Below are 18561 nucleotides of genomic sequence, written 5' to 3'. Positions count from 1 at the left end.
AAACGAGTGTCCCTGATCGCTTCAGACCACTTCCGCATCGTTGTCGGCCTCGGCAAGAGCGGCATGTCCCTGGTTCGCTTCCTGGCGAACCGGGGCACGTCGTTTGCCGTGGCCGACGCGCGGGAAAATCCACCGGAGCTGGTCACGCTGCGCCGTGACTACCCGCACGTGGAAGTGCGTTGTGGCGAGTTGGATGTCGAGTTTCTGTGCCGCGCCGATGAGCTTTACGTGAGCCCTGGCCTGGCCCTGGCGACACCGGCCCTGCAAGCAGCAGCGGCGCGTGGCGTGAAGCTGTCCGGCGATATCGACCTGTTCGCGCGCCACGCGAAGGCACCGATCGTGGCCATCAGCGGTTCCAACGCCAAAAGCACCGTGACCACCCTGGTCGGCGACATGGCGATGGCGGCCGGCAAGCACGTGGCCGTGGGCGGTAACCTCGGCACGCCGGCGCTGGATCTGCTCAGCGACGACATCGAGTTGTATGTAATGGAGCTGTCGAGTTTCCAACTGGAAACCACCCACGACCTGGGCGCCGAAGTCGCGACGGTGTTGAACGTCAGCGAAGACCACATGGACCGTTACAGTGGCCTGCCCGCGTATCACCTGGCCAAGCACCGGATCTTCCGCGGCGCCAAGCAGTTTGTGGTCAACCGCCAGGATGCCCTGAGTCGTCCGCTGATCGGCGAGGGCATGCCCTGCTGGACCTTCGGCCTGGGCAAACCCGACTTCAAGGCCTTCGGCATCCGCGAAGAGAACGGCGAGAAATACCTGGCCTTCGAGTTCCAGAACCTGATGCCGGTGCGCGAGCTGAAAATCCGCGGCGCCCATAACCAATCCAACGCCCTGGCCGCCTTGGCGCTGGGGCATGCCGTGGGCCTGCCGTTCGACGCCATGCTCGCGAGCCTGCGCACCTTCGGCGGCCTGGAACATCGCTGCCAATGGGTGCGCGACCTCAATGGCGTCAGCTATTACAACGACTCCAAGGCCACCAACGTGGGCGCCGCATTGGCCGCCATTGAAGGCCTTGGCGCCGATATCGACGGCAAGCTGGTGCTGATCGCCGGTGGCGACGGCAAGGGCGCTGATTTCAAAGACCTCAAGGCACCGGTGGCCGCGCATTGCCGAGCCGTGGTGTTGATGGGCCGCGATGCCGATTTGATCGCCGCTGCCCTGGGTGATGCGGTGCCGCAAGTGCGCGCCACGTCCCTGGACGATGCCATCGCCCAGTGCCAGGCCCTGGCCCAGCCGGGCGATGCGGTGCTGCTGTCGCCGGCGTGCGCCAGTTTCGACATGTTCAAGAACTACGAAGAGCGCGGCCAGTTGTTCGCTCGCGCCGTGGAGGGCTTGGCATGAGCATCGATTTCAGAAATATCATCAAGCCTTACCCGTCGCCGATCATCACGGGGCGCGGCATTGACCTCGATTTCCCGATGCTCGCCGGTTGCCTCGCGTTGCTGGGCCTGGGCCTGGTGATGATCACCTCGGCTTCTTCCGAAGTGGCGGCCGTACAGTCGGGCAACACCCTTTACATGATGATCCGGCACTTGGTGTACCTGATCATCGGCCTGGGCGCGTGCATCGTGACCATGATGATCCCCATCGCCACCTGGCAACGCCTGGGTTGGCTGATGCTGATCGGTGCCTTCGGCTTGCTGATCATGGTGATCCTGCCGGGCATCGGCCGCGAGGTGAACGGTTCGATGCGCTGGATCGGCTTCGGTGCGTTCAACGTGCAGCCGTCGGAGATCGCCAAGGTGTTCGTGGTGATCTACCTCGCCGGCTACCTCGTCCGCCGCCAGAAAGAAGTGCGCGAAAGCTGGATGGGCTTCTTCAAGCCGTTCATCGTGCTGCTGCCCATGGCCGGCCTGTTGCTGATGGAACCGGACTTCGGCGCCACCGTCGTGATGATGGGGGCGGCGGCGGCGATGCTGTTCCTGGGCGGCGTGGGCCTGTTCCGCTTCAGTTTGATGGTGGTGCTGGCCGTGGCCGCCGTGACCATCCTGGTGCAGGCGCAACCCTATCGAATGGCGCGTCTGATTACCTTTACCGACCCCTGGTCCGACCAGTTCGGCTCCGGCTACCAATTAACCCAGGCGTTGATCGCCTTTGGTCGCGGCGAGTGGCTGGGCGTGGGCCTGGGCAACAGCGTGCAGAAGCAGTTCTACCTGCCCGAAGCGCACACCGACTTCGTGTTTTCGGTACTCGCCGAAGAGCTGGGCGTGGTGGGTTCGCTGTGCACCGTCGCGCTGTTCGTGTTCGTGTGTGTACGCGGCATGTACATCGGCTTGTGGGCCGAGAGGGCCAAACAATATTTCGCCGCTTACGTGGCGTACGGCTTGTCGTTCCTGTGGATCGGCCAGTTCCTGATCAACATCGGGGTGAACGTCGGCTTGCTGCCGACCAAGGGCCTGACCTTGCCGTTCCTCAGTTATGGCGGCAGTTCGTTGGTGATTTGCTGCGCCTGCCTGGGCTTGTTGCTGCGCATCGAGTGGGAGAGTCGAACCCACCTGGGCAGCGAAGACATGGAGTTCAGCGAAAGCGACTTCGCCGAGGAGCCGACCCATGGGCGCTAATGTGCTGATCATGGCGGGCGGCACCGGGGGCCACGTGTTCCCGGCCCTGGCTTGCGCGCGGGAATTCCAGAACCGTGGCTACACCGTGCATTGGTTGGGTACGCCGCGCGGCATCGAAAACGAATTGGTGCCCACTGCCGGTTTGCCGCTGCATCTGATCAACGTCACCGGCCTGCGCGGCAAGGGCAAATTGTCCCTGCTCAAGGCGCCGTTTGTGTTGCTCAAGGCGGTGTGGCAGGCGCGCAAAATCATCCGTGAATTGCAGCCGGTGTGTGTGCTCGGTTTTGGCGGTTATGTGACGGGGCCTGGCGGTGTGGCCGCCAAGCTCGCCGGCGTGCCGGTGATCGTGCACGAACAAAATGCCGTCGCCGGTACCGCCAACCGGTTGCTGGTGCCCTTGGCCGCGCGGGTGTGCGAAGCGTTCCCGAACACTTTTGGAGCATCGAGCAAGCGGCGTACCACCGGCAACCCGGTGCGCACCGAACTGTTTATGGACATCGCGCGTCAGGCATTGGCCGGGCGCAAGGCGCATTTGCTGATCCTGGGCGGAAGCCTGGGCGCCGAGCCATTGAACAAGCTGCTGCCGGAAGCGGTGGCGCAACTGCCGGAACAGTTGCGCCCGGAGATCTTCCATCAGGCCGGCAAGAACCACGATGAAGTGACCGCCACGCGCTACCGCGAGGCCGGTGTCGAGGCGAACGTACAGCCTTTCATCAAAGACATGGCCCATGCCTATGGCTGGGCCGACCTGGTGGTCTGTCGCGCTGGTGCGCTGACCGTCAGTGAACTGGCCGCCGCCGGTCTGCCGTCCTTGCTGGTGCCTTTGCCCCATGCGATTGACGATCACCAGACCCGCAACGCCGAATATTTGGCCGGGGAGGGCGCTGCCTTCCTGCTGCCGCAAAGAACGACTGGCGCGGCCGATTTGGCCGCACGCCTGACTGAGGTTTTGATGCAACCCGAACGACTCAACAGCATGGCGAGCACCGCAAGCCGCCTGGCCAAACCTGACGCAACCCGCACCGTGGTCGATATCTGCCTGGAGGTGGCCCATGGTTGAGAATCAGAAAGCCATGCCGCAACCCGAGATGCGCCGCATCCGTCGCATCCACTTCGTCGGTATCGGCGGCGTGGGCATGTGCGGTATTGCCGAAGTCCTGCTGAACCTGGGCTACCAGGTATCCGGCTCGGACTTGAAAGAGTCGCCGGTCACCGAGCGCCTGAAGTCCTTTGGCGCGCAGATCTTTATCGGCCACCGTTCCGAGAACGCCGCCGAGGCCGACGTGCTGGTAGTGTCCAGTGCCGTGAACACCTCCAACCCGGAAGTGGCCACCGCCCTTGAACGCCGTATTCCCGTGGTGCCACGCGCCGAGATGCTCGCCGAGCTGATGCGCTATCGCCACGGCATCGCCGTCGCCGGCACCCACGGCAAGACCACCACCACCAGCCTGATCGCCTCGGTGTTCGCCGCCGGTGGCCTGGACCCGACCTTCGTGATCGGTGGCCGCCTGAATGCAGCCGGCACCAACGCCCAGCTCGGCACCAGCCGTTACCTGATCGCCGAAGCCGATGAAAGCGACGCGAGCTTCCTGCACCTGCAACCGCTGGTCGCCGTGGTGACCAACATCGACGAAGACCACATGGCTACCTACGACGGTGACTTCAACAAGTTGAAGAAAACCTTCGTCGAGTTCCTGCACAACCTGCCGTTCTACGGTTTGGCGGTGGTGTGCCTGGACGACCCGGTGGTGCGTGAGATCCTGCCACAGGTCAAGCGTCCGACCGTGACCTACGGCTTCAGCGAAGACGCCGACGTGCGCGCGATCAATGTACGCCAGGAAGGCATGCAAACCTTCTTTACCGTGCTGCGCCCTGATCGCGAGCCGTTGGATGTGTCGGTGAACATGCCGGGCAACCACAACGTATTGAACTCCCTGGCGACCATCTGCATCGCCTCCGATGAAGGCGTCAGCGACGAAGCCATCGTCGAAGGCCTGTCGCGTTTTGCCGGCGTGGGCCGTCGCTTCCAGGTCTACGGCCAGTTGCCGGTAGACGGCGGTGACGTGATGCTGGTGGATGACTACGGTCACCACCCGACCGAAGTCGCCGCGGTGATCAAGGCCGTGCGGGGTGGCTGGCCGGAGCGTCGCCTGGTCATGGTGTACCAGCCGCACCGCTACAGCCGTACCCGCGACCTGTACGACGACTTCGTCAATGTACTGGCCGATGCCAACGTGCTGCTGTTGATGGAAGTCTACCCGGCCGGTGAAGAACCGATCCCGGGCGCCGACAGCCGCAAGCTGTGCAACAGCATCCGTCAGCGTGGCCAGTTGGACCCGATCTACATCGAGCGCGGTGTGGACCTGGCGCCGATCGTCAAGCCGCTGCTGCGCGCCGGTGACATCCTGCTGTGCCAGGGGGCCGGTGATATCGGCGGCCTTGCGCCGAAGCTGTTGGCGAGCCCGCTGTTTGTCGCGGCGAAGGGGAAGTCGAAATGATCACTGACTACGCCTCCCTGTTCTCAACGGTTACGCCTGCCGACTTCGGTCGCGTGGCCGTGCTGTTCGGCGGCAAGAGCGCCGAACGTGAAGTGTCGCTCAAGTCCGGCAATGCCGTGCTCCAAGCGCTGCAAAGCGCCGGTGTGAACGCGTTCGGCATCGACGTGGGCGATGACTTCCTCGCGCGCTTGCAGGCCGAGAAGATCGACCGCGCCTTTATCATTCTTCACGGCCGTGGCGGTGAAGACGGCAGCATGCAAGGCCTGCTGGAATGCGCCGGCATCCCTTACACCGGCAGCGGCATCCTCGCCTCGGCATTGGCGATGGACAAATTGCGCACCAAGCAGGTGTGGCACAGCCTGGGTATTCCAACCCCGCGTCACAGCGTGCTGTGCAGCGAAGACGATTGTATTTGCGCAGCCAAGGAACTGGGCCTGCCTTTGATCGTCAAACCTGCCCATGAAGGCTCCAGTATCGGCATGGCCAAAGTGAACTCGGCCGCCGAATTGATCGACGCATGGAAAGCGGCAAGTACCTACGATTCGCAAGTGTTGGTGGAACAGTGGATCCAGGGTCCCGAGTACACCATCGCCACCCTGCGTGGCCAGGTATTGCCGCCTATCGCATTGGGCACGCCCCACACGTTTTACGACTACGACGCCAAGTATGTGGCTTCCGATACCCAGTACCGGATCCCATGTGGCCTTGACGCAACCAAGGAACAGCAATTGATGGACCTCACGGCGAAAGCCTGTGAGGCGCTGGGTATCGCCGGTTGGGCGCGGGCAGACGTGATGCAGGACGACCAAGGGAATTTCTGGTTCCTGGAAGTCAACACTGCGCCGGGCATGACCGACCACAGCCTGGTACCCATGGCCGCCCGTGCCGCCGGTCTGGATTTCCAGCAGTTGGTGCTGGCGATCCTGGCCGACAGTATTGAGCCCAGAGGCTAAGACATGAAAGGCGCATCGCTTCGTCATCAGCCCCCTCAAGCACCGAGCCGCAAACCGGTGCCCCGGGGTGCCAGTCGAATGGTGGCTAAAGAGCCGATGTCGGCGCGCCTGCCGAAAGCCAACTTTGGTTTCCTCAAGGCGCTGTTCTGGCCGGTGATGCTGGTGGTGTTGGGCTTTGGCACGTACGAAGGCGCACAGCGCCTGTTGCCGTATGCCGACCGGCCGATCACCAAGATCAGCGTGCAGGGGGACTTGAGTTACATCAGCCAACAGGCGGTGCAGCAGCGTATCGGCCCGTTCCTGGCGTCGAGTTTCTTCACCATCGACCTGGCCGGCATGCGCGCTGAGCTGGAACAGATGCCGTGGATCGCCCACGCCGAGGTCCGCCGCGTATGGCCGGACCAAGTGACGATCCGCCTGGAAGAACAACTGCCCGTGGCCCGTTGGGGTGACGAGGCGCTGTTGAATAACCAGGGCCAGGCGTTCACCCCGCGTGAGCTGGCCAACTACGAGCACCTGCCGCAGCTGTTCGGGCCGCAGCGGGCGCAGCAGCAAGTGATGCAGCAGTACCAGGCCCTGAGCCAGATGCTGCGGCCACTGGGCTTCTCCATTGCACGCCTGGAACTGCGTGAACGGGGCAGCTGGTTTTTGACGACCGGGGCAGGCAGTTCCGGCCCGGGTATCCAGTTGTTGCTGGGACGCGACCGCTTGGTGGAAAAGATGCGCCGTTTCATCGCCATCTATGACAAGACCTTGAAAGAACAGATTACGAACATTGCGAGCGTCGACCTGCGTTACGCCAACGGCCTTGCCGTCGGCTGGCGTGAACCGGCTGCGCCCACGGCAGCGCAACCCGCTGTCGCGAAGAATTAAGAAGAGGCAGGACCCATGGCAAACGTGCAAAGCGGCAAAATGATCGTCGGTCTCGATATCGGCACCTCCAAGGTGGTGGCGCTGGTGGGCGAGGTCGGGGAAGACGGCACGATCGAAATCGTCGGTATTGGCACGCATCCGTCCCGGGGCCTGAAGAAGGGCGTGGTGGTGAACATCGAGTCCACCGTGCAATCGATCCAGCGCGCCATCGAAGAAGCGCAGCTGATGGCCGGTTGCCGGATCCACTCGGCGTTCGTCGGCGTGGCGGGCAACCATATCCGCAGCCTGAACTCCCACGGCATCGTGGCGATCCGCGACCGCGAAGTCAGTTCGGCCGACCTTGAGCGCGTCCTCGACGCTGCCCAGGCCGTGGCGATCCCGGCCGATCAGCGCGTACTGCATACCTTGCCGCAGGATTACGTGATCGATAACCAGGAAGGCGTTCGCGAGCCCCTGGGTATGTCGGGCGTGCGCCTGGAAGCCAAGGTCCATGTGGTGACCTGCGCCGTCAACGCCGCACAGAACATTGAAAAATGCGTGCGCCGCTGCGGCCTGGAAATCGACGACATCATTCTCGAGCAACTGGCCTCGGCCTACTCGGTACTGACCGACGACGAAAAAGAACTGGGCGTGTGCCTGGTGGACATCGGCGGCGGCACCACCGACATCGCGATCTTCACCGAAGGTGCGATCCGTCACACCGCCGTGATCCCGATTGCCGGCGACCAGGTGACCAACGACATCGCCATGGCGTTGCGCACGCCGACCCAGTACGCCGAAGAAATCAAGATCCGCTACGCCTGTGCCCTGGCCAAGCTGGCCGGTGCCGGTGAAACCATCAAGGTGCCGAGCGTGGGCGATCGTCCGCCGCGCGAGCTGTCGCGCCAGGCCCTGGCCGAAGTGGTCGAGCCGCGCTACGACGAACTGTTCACGCTGATCCAGGCCGAACTGCGTCGCAGCGGCTACGAAGACCTGATCCCGGCCGGCATCGTGCTGACCGGTGGTACCTCGAAGATGGAAGGCGCGGTCGAGCTGGCCGAGGAAATCTTCCACATGCCGGTACGCCTGGGCGTGCCCCATGGTGTCAAAGGCCTGGGCGACGTGGTGCGCAACCCGATTTATTCCACCGGTGTGGGCTTGCTGTTGTACGGGCTGCAAAAGCAGACCGACGGCATTTCCCTGTCGGGCCCGAGCAACCGTGACAGCTACCGCAGTGACGACGAGGCGAAAGCGCCGTTGTTGGAGCGGCTGCAGGCATGGGTCAAAGGCAACTTCTAAAGATTTACCGCAACACCGCAGTAAGCAGTAGGCGAAAAAACTAGAGAAAACGAAAGGAGAGGGAACATGTTTGAACTCGTAGACAACATCCCCGCTAGCCCGGTTATCAAAGTAATCGGTGTCGGCGGTGGCGGCGGCAACGCTGTCAACCACATGGTCAAGAGCAACATTGAAGGCGTTGAATTCATCTGCGCCAACACTGATGCCCAGGCGCTGAAAAGCATCGGCGCGCGGACCATCCTGCAATTGGGCACAGCCGTGACCAAGGGCCTCGGCGCCGGCGCCAATCCGGAAGTCGGCCGTCAAGCCGCCCTGGAAGACCGCGAGCGTATTGCCGAAGTGCTGCAAGGCACCAACATGGTGTTCATCACCACCGGCATGGGCGGCGGTACCGGTACCGGTGCTGCGCCGATCATTGCCGAAGTGGCCAAGGAAATGGGGATCCTGACGGTTGCTGTCGTGACCCGTCCGTTCCCGTTCGAAGGTCGCAAGCGCATGCAGATCGCCGACGAGGGCATCCGTCTGCTGTCTGAAAGCGTCGACTCGTTGATCACCATTCCCAACGAGAAGCTGCTGACCATCCTGGGCAAGGACGCAAGCTTGCTGTCCGCATTCGCCAAGGCTGACGATGTACTGGCCGGTGCCGTTCGCGGTATCTCCGATATCATCAAGCGCCCAGGCATGATCAACGTCGACTTTGCCGACGTCCGTACCGTGATGAGCGAAATGGGCATGGCGATGATGGGCACCGGCTGCGCCAGCGGTCCTAACCGTGCGCGTGAAGCCACCGAAGCGGCCATCCGCAACCCGCTGCTCGAAGACGTGAACCTGCAAGGCGCACGCGGCATCCTGGTGAATATCACCGCAGGTCCCGACCTGTCCCTGGGTGAGTACTCCGACGTGGGTAGCATCATCGAAGCGTTCGCTTCCGAGCACGCCATGGTCAAAGTCGGTACCGTCATCGACCCGGACATGCGCGACGAGCTGCACGTGACCGTGGTTGCAACCGGTCTGGGCGCAAAAATCGAGAAGCCTGTGAAGGTCATCGACAACACGCTGCATAACAGCCAAGCCAGCCACGCGAGCCAAGCGGCTGCCGCCCCAGCGCCTTCGCGCCAGGAACTGCCGTCGGTCAACTACCGTGATCTGGACCGTCCGACCGTGATGCGCAACCAGGCCCAGGCCGGTGCTGCTGCCTCGCGTAGCCCGAATCCGCAAGATGATCTGGACTACCTGGACATCCCGGCATTCCTGCGTCGTCAGGCCGATTGATGGAATGTATCAGGGCTATGAAGGTGATTGGTGTTCAGCAAAGGTCTGGTCTGCTATTATCGCCAGCCTTTGTTGATACCAGTTCGCAATTTGCGCTGAAGCGGTCCAAGCCATGATTAAACAACGCACCCTGAAGAATATTATTCGTGCCACAGGTGTAGGTCTGCACTCCGGTGAGAAGGTCTACCTGACCCTCAAGCCCGCACCTGTCGACACCGGCATCGTGTTTGTGCGTGCCGACCTGGACCCTGTGGTGCAGATTCCTGCTCGCGCGGAAAACGTTGGCGAAACCACTATGTCGACCACGTTGGTCAACGGTGACGTCAAAGTGGACACGGTGGAGCACTTGCTCTCGGCCATGGCCGGTTTGGGCATCGATAACGCCTACGTCGAGCTCTCCGCGTCCGAAGTCCCTATCATGGATGGCAGCGCTGGACCCTTCGTATTCTTGATTCAATCTGCCGGCCTGGAAGAACAGGACGCAGCCAAGAAGTTCATTCGCATTCTGCGGGAAGTGACAGTAGAAGACGGCGACAAGCGCGCCACCTTCGTCCCGTTCGAAGGCTTTAAAGTGAGCTTTGAGATCGATTTCGATCACCCGGTATTCCGTGACCGCACCCAAAGTGCAAGCGTGGATTTTTCCAGCACTTCGTTCGTAAAAGAAGTCAGCCGCGCCCGTACCTTTGGTTTCATGAGTGACATCGAGTACCTGCGCAAGCACAACCTCGCACTCGGCGGCAGCGTTGAAAACGCCATTGTGGTCGACGCGGATGGTGTACTGAACGAAGACGGCCTTCGCTACGAAGACGAATTCGTGAAGCACAAGATCCTCGATGCAATCGGTGACCTCTACCTGCTGGGCAATAGCCTGATAGGCGAGTTCAAAGGCTTCAAGTCGGGCCACGCCCTTAACAACCAGCTGCTGCGCAAGTTGATTGAGCAGACAGACGCTTGGGAAGTCGTGACCTTCGAAGATGCCAGCACCGCACCGATCTCTTACATGCGTCCCGTTGCGGCGGTGTAAGTAACAACTCTCTTTCTTTAGTTTTTAAAGGCTGCCTTCGGGTGGCCTTTTTTTATATCCATTTTTATGTGAGCACGTTTGCGAAGCCGGGTTAGAGCCCGTCCGCATCCACGATCCGATTGCGCCCCGTGTGTTTGGCCTCGTACAAGGCCTGATCGGCGCTGAGCAGCAAAGCCTCCAATGGCGTGCCACTACGCTTGTGCCAAGTGCTCATGCCAATACTCACGGTAATGGGGCGTTGATCCCCGGCCACCCGCGGCAAATGCTCGACGCTGCTGCGAATATGTTCGGCAATCAGCCAGGCGCCCTTGGCATCGGTGTTCGGCAACACCACCGCAAACTCTTCCCCGCCATACCGCGCCGCCAGGTCGGCAGGTCGGCGGATGTTGCTGCCGATCACCTGGGCAACTGTGCGCAAGGCTTCGTCGCCACCTTGATGGCCATGACGATCGTTGAACGCTTTGAAGTGGTCTACGTCGATCATCAGCAGCGTCAGCGGCTCCGTCGAGCGTTGGGCGCGGTCCCATTCCAGGCGCAGGCGCTCATCCAGGGTGCGACGATTGGCCAGGCCGGTCAGGGCGTCGGTGGCTGCCAGTTCTGACAGCACCCGTTCGGCGCGAAAGCGGCGCCGCAGTTCGCGACGCAACATCCAGGTAAGCCATAGCAAGCCGATACAGAGGATGCCGGTCGCGCCGCTGGTCAGCAGGGCCGCACGTCTCCAGGGGGCGAAAACATCGTCACTGGACAAGGCCACCACCACGATCAGCGGCAGCTCGCCAACGTTGGTGAAGGTGTACAGGCGCTCCTTGCCGCTGATGGCCGAGATCGCCTGAAAGCTGCCCATGCCTTCGCGCAGAATGCGTTTGAAATTCGGTCGATCGCTCAAGTCCTTGTCGATCATGTCGCGTTCGAGCAGTGGCTGCTGGGCCAGCAGGATGCCCCTGTTGTTGAGCAGGTTGACGCTGCTGCTGTTGCCGATCGTGAGGGTGCTGAACAACTGATCGAAATACGCCAGGCGCATGGTTGCCACCGCAACGCCGATAAACTCACCGTTGGGGCCTGATACGCGCCGGCTGAATGCCATGCGCCATACCTGCTCGCAGTCGCAATCAATCTTGAACGGCCGACTGATAAACAAGCCGGTCTGCGGCTCTCTCACATGCACCTGGAAATAGTCACGGTCGGCGAAGTTGCGGGGCGTAGGGTGCAGGGTCGAGGAGTCGGCGATGACAGTGCCATCGGCGTCCAGCAGCAACACTTCGCCTTTGAACGGCGCGGCGGTGGATAAATCAAATTGCACCAGGTGTTGAATGCTCGGCGTCACCTGGGCCAGGTCTTCGCGTTGTTTGGCGGCGATCAGCCCTTTGAGCGCCAGGTCGTAGAGTTCGACGTTGCGCAACACATCGGCATTGATCAACTGGGCGATGTTGGTGGTCGCGCGCGTGGCCGCCTGCAAGGTGCTGGCATGTTCGCGGATCAACAACGCCGCCACGATCACCACGATCAGGACGACGGTCAGGCCGCTGCCCAGAATCAATAGCAGCTCGGGGTGTGCAGTGCGGGGATGACGACGGCGTTGACTCATCGGGCGGACTTCAGCGGTGTGAATGCTGGCAGTTTAGTTCTACCCGACGAAAATTAAATAGCGGGTTAAAAAGAAAGATCGGCGCCTTAAAACACCGCTGACGGATAGACGACCCACTATGAAGGGCGAGTTGATCAGGCCGGCAGCGTAATGCCAAAGGTATTGCCGTGGCTGTCGCTGTGTACGAACACATCGCCGCCATGCATCAGCGCAATCGCCTTGACGATGGCCAGGCCCAGCCCGTGATTGGCGCCGCTGTTACTGCGCGAGGCGTCCACCCGATAGAAACGCTCGAACAGCCGCGGCAGGTGCTCGCTGGCAATCGCCTCGCCAGGGTTGGTCACGCCGATGGCTACCTGACGGTCCCGCACGTCGATGTTGACTTCGATGACCTGCCCCGGCGCGGTGTGCTGCACCGCATTGCTCAGCAGGTTGATCAGCGCACGGCGCAGGTGGGCTTTTTCGATCTGTACCTGCGCATCGCCCTTGACCTGCACCCGCACCTGGGCGTCCTCAAGGATGAAGTCCAAATAGTCGAGGGTAGTTGCCACTTCATCGGCCAGGGAGCTTTCGATCAGTTTGGTGGCCTTGGTGCCCTGGTCGGCGCTGGCCAGAAACAACATGTCGTTGATAATCGAGCGCAGGCGTTCCAGCTCTTCCAGGTTGGATTCCAGCACCTCCAGGTAATGCTCGGCGGACCGCCCACGCGTCAGCGCCACTTGGGTCTGGCCGATCAGGTTGGTCAATGGCGAGCGCAGTTCATGGGCCACGTCGGCATTGAACGACTCAAGGCGCGAATACGCCTGCTCGACGCGGTCGAGGGTGGCGTTGAACGAGTTGACGAATTGCTTGAGCTCCGGCGGCAATGGCGACAGTTGCAGGCGCCCGGAGAGTTTGGGCGGCGCAAGTTTTTGCGCTTCCTCGGACAGTTTTTCCAGCGGCTTGAGACCGAGGCGCGAGACCCAGAAGCCCAGCAGCGCCGCCAGTACCACGCCGACCAACGCCAGGCTGACCAGCGCCACCAGTAAGTGATGTTGGGTCGCGCGGAAATTTTCGGTGTCGATGGCAATCATGAAGCGCAGTGGCGGGCGTTGCTCCTTGGCCGGGAACTGGCTTACCAGCACTTTGAAGGGGTAAGCGTAGCCGGGCAGGTGCAAGTCGCGTTTACCCGTGGCGCCTTGGGCGAAGGCTCGGATCTGCGCGTCCGGCTCACCGTATTCGTAGCTCGGGTCAGTGCTGACCACCCAGAAACGGATACGCTTGTCTTCCTCCCCCAGCAGCTTGAGCTTGGCCTTGATCTTCAGCCAATGCTCGGGCGTGCCGAAGCGATTGACCGATGACTCCAGCACGCTGTAGCGCGCGTCCAACTCCGCCCCCGGCAACAGGCCGAGGCCACGGTCCACCTGTTGATAGAGCGCGCCGCCGATCAACACAAAGATCAGCAGCGCCACCAAGGTGAACATGCCGCTCAGGCGCAGGGCGATGGAGTTAGTTGACACTGCGGTTCTCCAGCACGTAGCCCATGCCGCGGATGGTGTGCAGCAGCTTATGTTCGAACGGCCCGTCCAGCTTGGCGCGCAGGCGCTTGATCGCGACTTCGACCACGTTGGCGTCGCTGTCGAAATTGATGTCCCAGACCATCTCTGCAATCGCCGTTTTCGACAGGATTTCGCCCTGGCGCCGCGCCAGTACGCTGAGCAGCGAAAACTCTTTGGCGGTCAGGTCCAGGCGCACGCCGTTGCGGCTGGCCTTGCGGCTGATCAAGTCGATCCACAAGTCGGCAACCGTGACTTGCACCGGCTCGTGGCCGCCACTGCGCCGGGTCAGGGCTTGCAGGCGCGCCACCAGCTCCAGGAACGAAAACGGCTTGCCCAGGTAATCGTCGGCGCCTTCGCGCAGGCCGCGAATGCGGTCTTCCACGCGTTCACGGGCGGTGAGCATGATCACCGGCGTCTGCTTGCGCGCGCGCAAGGCTCGCAGCACGCCAAAGCCGTCGAGGCCGGGCAGCATCACATCGAGCACGATTACCGCGTAATCGTTTTCCAGCGCCAGGTGCAGGCCCTCGACGCCTTCGCGGGCCACGTCGACGGTGTAGCCCTGTTCCGTCAGGCCACGGTGCAGGTAGTCGGCGGTTTTTTCTTCATCTTCAACAATCAGGACGCGCATGACACCGCCTCAATCTGTGGTCGCCAACGCGAGCGTTGGTTTGGGTCGGTGGAAGAATTTTTCGAGGTACAAGTATATGACCGGCGTGGTGAATAGCGTCAGCGCCTGGCTTACCAGCAGGCCGCCGACCACCGCGATGCCCAACGGTTGGCGCAGTTCCGCGCCGGGGCCGCTGCCGAGCATCAGCGGCACCGCGCCGAGCAGGGCGGCGAGCGTGGTCATGATGATGGGGCGGAACCGCGTCACGCAGGCTTCATAAATCGCGTCCTGCGGCGCCAACCCGCGCACGCGCTGGGCTTCCAGGGCGAAGTCGATCATCAGGATGCCGTTCTTCTTGACGATGCCGATCAACAGCACCAGGCCGATCAGCGCCATGATCGAAAAGTCCTGGCCCATCAGCCACAGCATGATCAGCGCGCCCAAACCCGCCGAGGGCAAGGTGGAAATAATCGTCAGCGGGTGCACGAAGCTCTCGTACAACACCCCCAAAATAATGTAGACCGCCACCAGCGCCGCGAGGATCAGCCACGGCTGGCTGGCCAGCGAACTCTGGAACGCCTGGGCCGCGCCCTGGAAGTTGCCGATCAGGGTGGCCGGCATGCCGATGTCGTTCTTGGCCTGGTTGAGCATGATCACCGCATCGCCCAACGCCACGCCGGGCGCCAGGTTGAACGACAGGTTGGCGGCCGGGAACATACCGTCATGGCTGATGGACAACGGGCCCACGGTGGGCGGGTCGACCTTGGCCAACGCCGACAGCGGCACCATCTCGTTGGTGAGGGGCGAGCGCAGGTAGAAGTAGTTCAGGCTCTCGGCCTTGCCGCGTTGTTGGGTGTCCAGTTCCAGCACCACCTGGTATTGGTTGATCTCGGTCTGGAACTCGTTGATCTGGCGCTGGCCGAAGGCGTCGTAAAGGGCCTGGTCGACATCGGTGGCGGTCAGGCCGAAGCGGGCGGCGGCCTGCCGGTCGATGCTGATGTGGGTGATGCTGCCGCCCAGTTGCAGGTCGTTGGACAGGTCGCGAAACGCCGGGTTGGCGCGCAGTTTTTCGGTCAGGCGCTGGGTCCAGGTATTGAGCGTCGCGCCGTCGTTGCTCTTGAGCACATATTGGTACTGGGCGCGGCTGGGGCCGGAGCTGAGGTTGATGTCTTGCCCCGCGCGCAGGTACAGCACGATGCCAGGCACCTTTGCCAGTTTCGTACGGATGCGGTCGATGAACTGGCTGGCGGACACATCGCGATTACCGCGATCTTTCAACGCAATCCAGAAGCGGCCGTTGGCGATGGTCTGGTTGCTGCCGGTCACGCCCACCGAATGGGAAAACGCCTGCACCGCCGGGTCGTCCTGGATGATCTGGGCCAGGGCTTTGTGCTTGGCGACCATGTCCGGGTACGACACGTCGGCCGCCGCTTCGCTGGTGCCGAGTACAAAGCCGGTGTCTTGCACCGGAAAGAAACCCTTGGGGATAAACACGTAGCCGACCACGGCCAGGGCCAACGTCATGATGAAGAGCGCGGCCATGCTGCGTTGATGCGCCAGGGCACGGCGCAGGTTGCGTGCATAACCGGCCAGCAGGCGTTCGCTGAAGCCGGGTTTGTCGTGGCCGGGGTGAGTGGGCGCGCGCATGAACAGTGCGGCCAGGGTCGGCGCCAGGGTCAACGAGACCACCACCGAAATCAGGATGGTCGAGGTCGCCGTCAACGCAAATTCCTTGAACAAGCGCCCGACCACGCCGCCCATGAACAGCAGCGGGATAAAGGCCGCCACCAGCGAGAAGCTGATGGAGACCACGGTAAAACCGATCTCGCCGGCGCCCTTGATTGCCGCTTCGCGCTTGTCGAGCCCGGCCTCCAGGTGGCGATGGATGTTCTCCACCACCACGATGGCATCGTCCACCACAAAGCCCACGGCAATGACGATCGCCACCAGGGTCAGGTTATTCAGGCTGAAACCCATCAGGTACATCAGCGCAAAACTGGCCACCAGCGACACGCCGAGCACGCTGGACACAATCAGCGTCGCCGACAATTGGCGCAGGAACAACGCCATCACCGCCACCACCAGCAGAATCGCGATCAGCAGGGTCACTTCCACTTCATGCAGGGACGCGCGGATGGTCTTGGTACGGTCGCTCAACACGCTGACCTGCACCGAGGCCGGCAACATGGCTTGCAGGCGCGGCAACTCGGCTTGAATGCGGTCCACGGTCTCGACGATATTCGCGCCGGGCTGGCGCGAAATCACCAGATTGACCCCCGGCGTGTCACCGGACCAGGCCTGTACGTAGGCGTTTTCCGAGCCGTTGATGACTTTGGCGATATCGCGCAATTGAACCGGTGCGCCATTTTTGTAGGACACGATCAGTTGGGCGTAGTCCTCGGAGTGAAACAGCTGATCGTTGGTCGAGAGCGTCGATACGCTGTTCTCGCCGTAGATGGCCCCCTTCGCCAGGTTGAGGCTCGATTGCTGGATGGCCAGGCGCACATCGGCGAGTGTCAGGCCAATGGCCGCGAGTTTATCGGGTGACGCCTGCACGCGGATCGCCGGGCGTTGCTGGCCGGTGATGTTGATCTGCCCCACACCGTCGATCTGGCTGATCTGCCGGGCGAGCAGGGTTTCCACGTAGTCGCTCAGTTCGGTGCTGGGCATGCTGTCGGAGCTGACGCTGAGGATCAGCACCGGGCTGTCCGCCGGGTTGACCTTCTTCCAGGTCGGCAGGCTCGGCATGTCGCTGGGCAGTTTGCCGGCTGCGGTGTTGATGGCCGCCTGCACTTCTTGCGCGGCGGTGTCGATGCTCTTGTTGAGGGTAAATTGCAGGGTCAAGAGGCTGGAGCCCAAGGCGCTGCTGGAGGTCATTTGGGTGACGCCGGGGATGGCGCTGAATTGCACCTCCAAAGGCGTGGCCACCGAGGAGGCCATGGTGTCGGGGCTGGCTCCGGGCAATTGTGCGGTCACCTGGATGGTCGGAAATTCCGCCTCGGGCAGTGGCGCGATGGCCAGTCGGGGGAAGGCAATCATCCCGAGCAGCACCAGGGCGAAGGTCAGCAGCAGGGTGGCGACCGGGTGGTCGACACACCATGCCGATGGCGAGCGACTCACGGCTGCACCTTGGCGTCGACCGTCTGGATCAATTGCGGCGGCTCTTTGAGCACCTCCACTTGCGCGCCGGCCTTGAGCCGCGACTGGCCATCGCTGACTAGCACGTCACCGGCCTGTACCCCTTTGATGATGTTGATGTCGCTGTCTTGATAGGCCACTTGCACCGGTACTGCCTCGACCTTGTCGCCTTTGACCCGGTACACGAAGTGCGAGTCCAGGCCGCGTTGCACCACGGTTGGCGGCACCACCAGGGCGTTTTTGTCGAGGGCGGTCTGGATCTTGATGGTCACCAGTTGCCCCGGCCACAGGCGTTGCGACGCGTTGTTGAACGTTGCCTTGGCGCGCAGGGTACCGGTGGTTGAGCTGACCTGGTTGTCGATCAGGCTCAAGTGGCCTTCAGCGAGCAAGTCGCCGGTCCGGCCGTCGGTGTCGGCGCCCAGGTAAGCGTCGACACGGGCTTGGGTGGGGGCGCCGAGCAGGCCTTGCAGGGTGGGCAGCATCTGTTGCGGCAGGAAGAACTCGACGGCAATCGGGTCGATCTGAGTCACCGAAAACAGGCCTTGGGTATCGCTGGTCCGCAGGAAATTACCTTCATCCACATTGCGGATGCCGACGCGGCCACTGACCGGCGAGCGAATCTGAGTGTAGGAAAGCTGTACCTGAGCCGAATCAATCGCCGCCTGGTTGCCCTGGGCGGTGGCCTTCAACTGGTTGACCAGGGCTTGTTGCTGGTCATAGGTCTGCCTGGACACGCCATCGTCCACGCTCAGTTCCTTGTAGCGCTTGAGGTTGACCAGTGCCACTTGCAGTTGTGCCTGGCTCTCACCCAGTTGCGCCCTGGCCTGGTCGAGGCTGGCGCGGATCGAGCGATCATCGATTCTGGCCAGGAGGTCGCCGGCCTTGACCCATTGCCCTTCCTTGACCAGCAACTGGGTGAGGATGCCGTCGACCTGCGGACGAATCACCACGCTGTGCAGCGATAACACGGTGCCGATACCGCTGACAAACCGCGGGACATCCTGTTGCGCCACGCTCACCACCCGTACCGGAGTCGCCGTGGGCGCCGCCAGTTTGGCCTTGGCCGGGCGGTTCAGCGCCCATGCCGCAACCGCCGTTACCACAAGTACACCCACGATCAAGGCGGTTTTTGGTCGAATCTGCATGGATGAGGCGCCGGGGACAAAGGATGGGGAGAGTGAGCGGTCTTTATAACCCTGTGATCCGGTCAGCACGGTGACTG

General features: G+C 62.2%; 14 protein-coding genes. 9 read left to right on the top strand and 5 right to left on the bottom strand.

What is annotated here, in order from left to right; genetic code table 11:
* The first annotated feature begins 6 nt into the window (after nucleotides 1-6).
* The 9 genes from murD (at nucleotide 7) to lpxC (ending at nucleotide 10471) form a co-directional block, all read left to right on the top strand.
* Entirely contained in the window at nucleotides 7-1353 is a 1347-nt protein-coding gene (murD, locus tag AB4N98_RS07855; protein ID WP_460149358.1) for a UDP-N-acetylmuramoyl-L-alanine--D-glutamate ligase, read from the top strand.
* Nucleotides 1350-2573, top strand: a complete 1224-nt coding sequence (ftsW, locus tag AB4N98_RS07850; RefSeq protein ID WP_017526178.1) for a putative lipid II flippase FtsW — start codon at nucleotides 1350-1352, stop codon at nucleotides 2571-2573. The genes murD and ftsW overlap by 4 nt, the downstream gene beginning before the upstream one ends.
* Nucleotides 2563-3633, top strand: a complete 1071-nt coding sequence (murG, locus tag AB4N98_RS07845) for an undecaprenyldiphospho-muramoylpentapeptide beta-N-acetylglucosaminyltransferase (protein ID WP_065877271.1) — start codon at nucleotides 2563-2565, stop codon at nucleotides 3631-3633. The genes ftsW and murG overlap by 11 nt, the downstream gene beginning before the upstream one ends.
* The gene (murC, locus tag AB4N98_RS07840) at nucleotides 3626-5071 is read left to right on the top strand and encodes a UDP-N-acetylmuramate--L-alanine ligase (RefSeq protein ID WP_017526180.1); all 1446 of its coding nucleotides are present in this window, start codon (nucleotides 3626-3628) and stop codon (nucleotides 5069-5071) included. Before murG ends, murC begins: the two co-directional genes overlap by 8 nt.
* Nucleotides 5068-6024, top strand: a complete 957-nt coding sequence (locus AB4N98_RS07835; protein WP_017526181.1) for a D-alanine--D-alanine ligase — start codon at nucleotides 5068-5070, stop codon at nucleotides 6022-6024. Before murC ends, AB4N98_RS07835 begins: the two co-directional genes overlap by 4 nt.
* Nucleotides 6025-6027: 3 nt before the next feature.
* Nucleotides 6028-6897 (top strand): cell division protein FtsQ/DivIB, encoded by an 870-nt coding sequence (locus tag AB4N98_RS07830; protein WP_017526182.1) that lies wholly within the window; start codon nucleotides 6028-6030, stop codon nucleotides 6895-6897.
* 15 nt (nucleotides 6898-6912) lie between these two features.
* Nucleotides 6913-8175, top strand: a complete 1263-nt coding sequence (ftsA, locus tag AB4N98_RS07825; protein ID WP_017526183.1) for a cell division protein FtsA — start codon at nucleotides 6913-6915, stop codon at nucleotides 8173-8175.
* A 66-nt stretch (nucleotides 8176-8241) separates the two neighbouring features.
* Nucleotides 8242-9447: a cell division protein FtsZ gene (gene ftsZ / locus AB4N98_RS07820; RefSeq protein WP_017526184.1), complete on the top strand. Its 1206-nt coding sequence runs from the start codon at nucleotides 8242-8244 to the stop codon at nucleotides 9445-9447.
* 112 nt (nucleotides 9448-9559) lie between these two features.
* On the top strand, nucleotides 9560-10471 hold the full coding sequence (gene lpxC / locus AB4N98_RS07815) for a UDP-3-O-acyl-N-acetylglucosamine deacetylase (protein WP_003171886.1): 912 nt from the start codon (nucleotides 9560-9562) through the stop codon (nucleotides 10469-10471).
* Nucleotides 10472-10562: 91 nt separating this feature from the next.
* Here the strand turns inward: lpxC and AB4N98_RS07810 are convergent, their stop codons facing one another.
* The 5 genes from AB4N98_RS07810 to AB4N98_RS07790 all read right to left on the bottom strand — a co-directional run bounded on the left by AB4N98_RS07810 (nucleotide 10563) and on the right by AB4N98_RS07790 (nucleotide 18484).
* The gene (locus tag AB4N98_RS07810; RefSeq protein WP_065877270.1) at nucleotides 10563-12056 is read right to left on the bottom strand and encodes a sensor domain-containing diguanylate cyclase; all 1494 of its coding nucleotides are present in this window, start codon (nucleotides 12054-12056) and stop codon (nucleotides 10563-10565) included.
* 134 nt (nucleotides 12057-12190) lie between these two features.
* Nucleotides 12191-13555, bottom strand: coding sequence for a heavy metal sensor histidine kinase (locus tag AB4N98_RS07805; RefSeq protein WP_017526186.1), 1365 nt, complete (start codon nucleotides 13553-13555; stop codon nucleotides 12191-12193).
* Complete coding sequence (locus AB4N98_RS07800) at nucleotides 13545-14222, bottom strand: heavy metal response regulator transcription factor (protein ID WP_017526187.1); 678 nt, start codon at nucleotides 14220-14222, stop codon at nucleotides 13545-13547. The genes AB4N98_RS07805 and AB4N98_RS07800 overlap by 11 nt, the downstream gene beginning before the upstream one ends.
* A 9-nt stretch (nucleotides 14223-14231) precedes the next feature.
* Nucleotides 14232-17321, bottom strand: a complete 3090-nt coding sequence (locus AB4N98_RS07795) for a multidrug efflux RND transporter permease subunit (RefSeq protein ID WP_460149355.1) — start codon at nucleotides 17319-17321, stop codon at nucleotides 14232-14234.
* Complete coding sequence (locus AB4N98_RS07790; RefSeq protein WP_460149354.1) at nucleotides 17318-18484, bottom strand: efflux RND transporter periplasmic adaptor subunit; 1167 nt, start codon at nucleotides 18482-18484, stop codon at nucleotides 17318-17320. The genes AB4N98_RS07795 and AB4N98_RS07790 overlap by 4 nt, the downstream gene beginning before the upstream one ends.
* Between the last annotated feature and the right edge of the window lie 77 nt (nucleotides 18485-18561).

It is taken from the genome of Pseudomonas sp. S3_E10, assembly GCF_054667615.1.
The sequence above is the reverse complement of the archived record's forward strand: the minus strand, read 5'-3'. Positions and strand labels throughout refer to the sequence as shown.

Coding starts and splice junctions, on each gene's coding strand:
- ftsW (WP_017526178.1), top strand. CDS start 1,350: ATGAGCATCGATTTCAGAAATATCATCAAGCCTTACCCGTCGCCGATC.
- murG (WP_065877271.1), top strand. CDS start 2,563: ATGGGCGCTAATGTGCTGATCATGGCGGGCGGCACCGGGGGCCACGTG.
- murC (WP_017526180.1), top strand. CDS start 3,626: ATGGTTGAGAATCAGAAAGCCATGCCGCAACCCGAGATGCGCCGCATC.
- AB4N98_RS07835 (WP_017526181.1), top strand. CDS start 5,068: ATGATCACTGACTACGCCTCCCTGTTCTCAACGGTTACGCCTGCCGAC.
- AB4N98_RS07830 (WP_017526182.1), top strand. CDS start 6,028: ATGAAAGGCGCATCGCTTCGTCATCAGCCCCCTCAAGCACCGAGCCGC.
- ftsA (WP_017526183.1), top strand. CDS start 6,913: ATGGCAAACGTGCAAAGCGGCAAAATGATCGTCGGTCTCGATATCGGC.
- ftsZ (WP_017526184.1), top strand. CDS start 8,242: ATGTTTGAACTCGTAGACAACATCCCCGCTAGCCCGGTTATCAAAGTA.
- lpxC (WP_003171886.1), top strand. CDS start 9,560: ATGATTAAACAACGCACCCTGAAGAATATTATTCGTGCCACAGGTGTA.
- AB4N98_RS07810 (WP_065877270.1), bottom strand. CDS start 12,056: ATGAGTCAACGCCGTCGTCATCCCCGCACTGCACACCCCGAGCTGCTA.
- AB4N98_RS07800 (WP_017526187.1), bottom strand. CDS start 14,222: ATGCGCGTCCTGATTGTTGAAGATGAAGAAAAAACCGCCGACTACCTG.
- AB4N98_RS07790 (WP_460149354.1), bottom strand. CDS start 18,484: ATGCAGATTCGACCAAAAACCGCCTTGATCGTGGGTGTACTTGTGGTA.